Source organism: Methanorbis furvi (genome assembly GCF_032714615.1).
Lineage (GTDB): Archaea > Halobacteriota > Methanomicrobia > Methanomicrobiales > Methanocorpusculaceae > Methanocorpusculum > Methanocorpusculum furvi.
Genome location: NZ_JAWDKA010000019.1, coordinates 1 through 2984 on the forward strand (window position 1 = coordinate 1; position 2984 = coordinate 2984).

A 2984-nucleotide genomic window follows, 5' to 3' on the forward strand; every position below is an offset into this window, starting at 1 on the left:
TCTGCCGGGCGAAGGGATCGAGCTTGTACTTCTTCGCAAGCTCCATCATCAACATGAACTGTTCCGGTTTGCATCCTTTGGCAACCGTTTCAAGCATGATTGCTTTCTGTTCCGGCGTGTATTCTCCTTGAATCGTTGCAAGTGCTTCAGTCATAGCCAATCCACCACCCCAACCTCATCCGATCCCTTACTGTCAGTCCTATACAGACGGACGGGTAAGTTCTCGTTTAAGTCTAATACGCAAATTCGGTTCCCGAATTCCCAGATTGAGACTTTTTTCTTTTCCGTATCGACACTGATCATCATAACCAATCCACCGCCTGCACGTTCTCAAGTTGACTGTTCGCGGCTTTTATCGCGGCTCCTATCATCTTGCTTATCGCCGTTGTCTTGGGCATTCGTTCATAGAGATATTCCAGTTCCAGCAGGGCATTCTCGTTGAACTCAAGAGTCACTGTGAACATTTTCTCAGTCATCCGGCACCTCTGTATCCGAAAGAGTCGGCAGCGTCCCCCCCTTTCCGCTGCCGAGGTATTCTCTTGTCACCTGCCGGGCCAGCTCCTGCATCATTCGTGCCCGCTGTAAACTCGCTTGCGGTTTGTCTGCATTTGCCCGGACTTTGAACCCTGCTCTCTTGGTGCTTCCGGGAATCTCGATCCATTCCGGCCACTCGTCCGAAGAAATGTGATTAACCACAACCTGAACGGCGGTTTCTTCCGGCATCATTGTTCAAACCTCATGTTCATCCCGACCGTTTCAAAACCTCGCTCGTCAAAGGTGACGATTGCCGTAAGGTGATATTGCCGTTCGTAAATCTCCCATGCTTCTTCTGAGAGTTCGCCGTGAAATACCGCTGCGTGCAGCATATCCCCAGTGTCCCAATGCAGAATATGATTGAGGATCCACAACCCGATCCGCTGTTTGAGTTCGAGTATCATTTCCCGAACCTCCGATCCGTTGACGGATGCCACATCCGGCAGAAGCACATCCCGGTTACGGTGATTTCGGTCGCCGGGCATAAAGTGTTGAAAGTGGGATCGTCCCACTTCTCCGCAGGAACTCCGGCAACGGCTCCACAGCTCTTGCAACGTCGTTCTGGCGTCATCGTCCCAGGACCTCCGGCACCTCGATTATTCCGTGCTCAATCTCATAGTCACGAATCGCACGATCAATGGCGAGACGTGCCTCACCTACTGCCGATCTTCGCCTTCGTCCAGCGATGATCTTCAATTTGTACAAGGACACCCCATCCATTCTCAGATTGAACCGATGCTGTTGCTCTCCGTTCATTCCTTCGTCTCCGGTAGCGCCTTCAGCTGAACCTCATAGTGATCGATGCCATACTGAGACGTGATGTAGTCCGCCTGATCCTCTTTCGGCAGCAAGTCCCGAACTGCTGTAATGGTCGGGTGTGCGTGTCGGTGCCACACGTCAAGACCGTGCTTCTTGATGATCTGTTTCCTGATCTCGTCCTCTCCGATCAGCTTCACCGCGTCAGCTGCCTTGATCGATAATGCCTTCTCCCATATCTCCGGGCGCTCTTCCCTCAGCTTCAGGGTATTAAGATCAGATGTCGCTCTCTTGTCCGGGACTCCGACCAGTTCATACACATCTGAGGTGATCTGCTGCATTCGGATCTCGGCGACTGCGGCGACTGCTTCGGTATTGAAGTTCTTCGCAAGATAGGCAAACCGGTCTGCAAGCTCCCGGCACCATGCGGCATACTCGTAGATGTCGGTGATCGGTTTCTGCGGATAGATCCCAACGAGTTCCCCCTCCAGCAGATACCCCTGATCAACGGTAGGATCAAAGGTCATGCTGCCGCCTCCGAAGGAACTTTCTTCCCTCTCGGTTTGTTCTCAATCAATTCCTGTGCGGCAACAGCTGCGGGGCTGTCGCTGACATAAGTTCGATTGTGGATCAGGCTTTCCACGCTCTGAGGAGACAGACCGAACATTTGTGCAAGTTTTCGGCAGGTAAACCCCCCAGAGACATACAGAGAGCGGATATATTCTGCGGTCTCGTCCGTTAACTTTGAGTGCGGAGCTTTCCCCCCTCTCATGAGAGTGTTGGGATTAAGGCAGTTCTCCGAAGGTGTCACCATTCGTAAATTAGAGAGGGAATTGTTGAGTTTATTCCCGTCGATGTGGTCAATTTCCAACTCCTGCCCTAATTTGATGGATAAGATACCGTGTCCGCAGATGTAGATCACACGGTGCTTCAACATTTTGACATCCGCCCCATTCTCGGATGTCTTTATCTCAAGATACCCGGTCTGTGGGTTGAGCCTGCCTTTGATCTCATCCCCTTTCCGATTCGATATCTCACCGGTTCCGAAGTTGATAGTCCAGTCGCCCCGGGCTTGTTTTTGGAGTGCGATAAGATCATTAACCCGATAGGTTGTAATTCCGTGCGGTTGCGTCATTTCTTCTCCCCCCAGTTACAACATGCTTTGTCATTTCGCATCCGTGCAGTGAATTTCCCGTATGATTCAGGATGAGCATCACAGAGACCGATCCGCTTCTCCGGGTTCTCAGGATCGTGTATCCAGTTGTAGCAGGTTCCGCAGGTCTTCTTAGTCGGTTGCATCTTTTACCTCTTCGGACTCGGGAAGAGAGTATGTTCTATTGCCAAACTCCCCTATCTTCTGCGATGCATCCTTGAGTTTTAACACGGCATTTACTACATCCCATTTTTCACTCCAGCTCTCACAGATTATCATCTGTGTGTGACTTGTCGGGCCGGATGCACAAAACGGGCAGGTTGGTTTGTGAGTGCTTACCCGCTCCTTGTCAGGTTCCGTATCGACCTTTAAGACCGTTCCGCAGGCCGGACAGATCAGAAAGTGATCACGATCACTCATGAGAGTTCCTCCGTGTCGTCTTTCCGCATCCTCTGTTTCATGCAGCTGTTGTCGCACTTCACGCAGTGGCGATCATCTTCCCTTCCCTCAACCAACCGCGCCTCTTCGGGAGTGAATTCTC

8 protein-coding genes are annotated in these 2984 nt (G+C 51.5%); all 8 read right to left on the reverse strand.

Annotated elements, in window-relative coordinates; genetic code table 11:
* Nucleotides 1-302: 302 nt before the first annotated feature.
* Complete coding sequence (locus McpAg1_RS09505; protein WP_338095070.1) at nt 303-476, reverse strand: hypothetical protein; 174 nt, start codon at nt 474-476, stop codon at nt 303-305.
* Nucleotides 469-696: a hypothetical protein gene (locus tag McpAg1_RS09510; protein ID WP_338095071.1), complete on the reverse strand. Its 228-nt coding sequence runs from the start codon at nt 694-696 to the stop codon at nt 469-471. The genes McpAg1_RS09505 and McpAg1_RS09510 overlap by 8 nt, the downstream gene beginning before the upstream one ends.
* A gap of 26 nt (nt 697-722) precedes the next feature.
* Nucleotides 723-1019, reverse strand: coding sequence for a hypothetical protein (locus tag McpAg1_RS09515; protein ID WP_338095072.1), 297 nt, complete (start codon nt 1017-1019; stop codon nt 723-725).
* Nucleotides 1020-1101: 82 nt separating this feature from the next.
* Nucleotides 1102-1290, reverse strand: coding sequence for a hypothetical protein (locus McpAg1_RS09520; RefSeq protein WP_338095073.1), 189 nt, complete (start codon nt 1288-1290; stop codon nt 1102-1104).
* Nucleotides 1287-1817 (reverse strand): hypothetical protein, encoded by a 531-nt coding sequence (locus McpAg1_RS09525; protein WP_338095074.1) that lies wholly within the window; start codon nt 1815-1817, stop codon nt 1287-1289. Before McpAg1_RS09525 ends, McpAg1_RS09520 begins: the two co-directional genes overlap by 4 nt.
* Complete coding sequence (locus tag McpAg1_RS09530) at nt 1814-2425, reverse strand: HNH endonuclease signature motif containing protein (protein WP_338095075.1); 612 nt, start codon at nt 2423-2425, stop codon at nt 1814-1816. Before McpAg1_RS09530 ends, McpAg1_RS09525 begins: the two co-directional genes overlap by 4 nt.
* Nucleotides 2422-2589, reverse strand: coding sequence for a hypothetical protein (locus tag McpAg1_RS09535; RefSeq protein ID WP_338095076.1), 168 nt, complete (start codon nt 2587-2589; stop codon nt 2422-2424). Before McpAg1_RS09535 ends, McpAg1_RS09530 begins: the two co-directional genes overlap by 4 nt.
* Nucleotides 2576-2863, reverse strand: coding sequence for a hypothetical protein (locus McpAg1_RS09540; RefSeq protein ID WP_338095077.1), 288 nt, complete (start codon nt 2861-2863; stop codon nt 2576-2578). Before McpAg1_RS09540 ends, McpAg1_RS09535 begins: the two co-directional genes overlap by 14 nt.
* Nucleotides 2864-2984 lie beyond the last annotated feature (121 nt).

What these genes read in the sequence shown, in the direction of transcription:
- McpAg1_RS09505 (WP_338095070.1), bottom strand. Translation starts at nt 476, where the DNA reads ATGACTGAGAAAATGTTCACAGTGACTCTTGAGTTCAACGAGAATGCC.
- McpAg1_RS09515 (WP_338095072.1), bottom strand. Translation starts at nt 1,019, where the DNA reads ATGCCCGGCGACCGAAATCACCGTAACCGGGATGTGCTTCTGCCGGAT.
- McpAg1_RS09520 (WP_338095073.1), bottom strand. Translation starts at nt 1,290, where the DNA reads ATGAACGGAGAGCAACAGCATCGGTTCAATCTGAGAATGGATGGGGTG.
- McpAg1_RS09525 (WP_338095074.1), bottom strand. Translation starts at nt 1,817, where the DNA reads ATGACCTTTGATCCTACCGTTGATCAGGGGTATCTGCTGGAGGGGGAA.
- McpAg1_RS09530 (WP_338095075.1), bottom strand. Translation starts at nt 2,425, where the DNA reads ATGACGCAACCGCACGGAATTACAACCTATCGGGTTAATGATCTTATC.
- McpAg1_RS09535 (WP_338095076.1), bottom strand. Translation starts at nt 2,589, where the DNA reads ATGCAACCGACTAAGAAGACCTGCGGAACCTGCTACAACTGGATACAC.
- McpAg1_RS09540 (WP_338095077.1), bottom strand. Translation starts at nt 2,863, where the DNA reads ATGAGTGATCGTGATCACTTTCTGATCTGTCCGGCCTGCGGAACGGTC.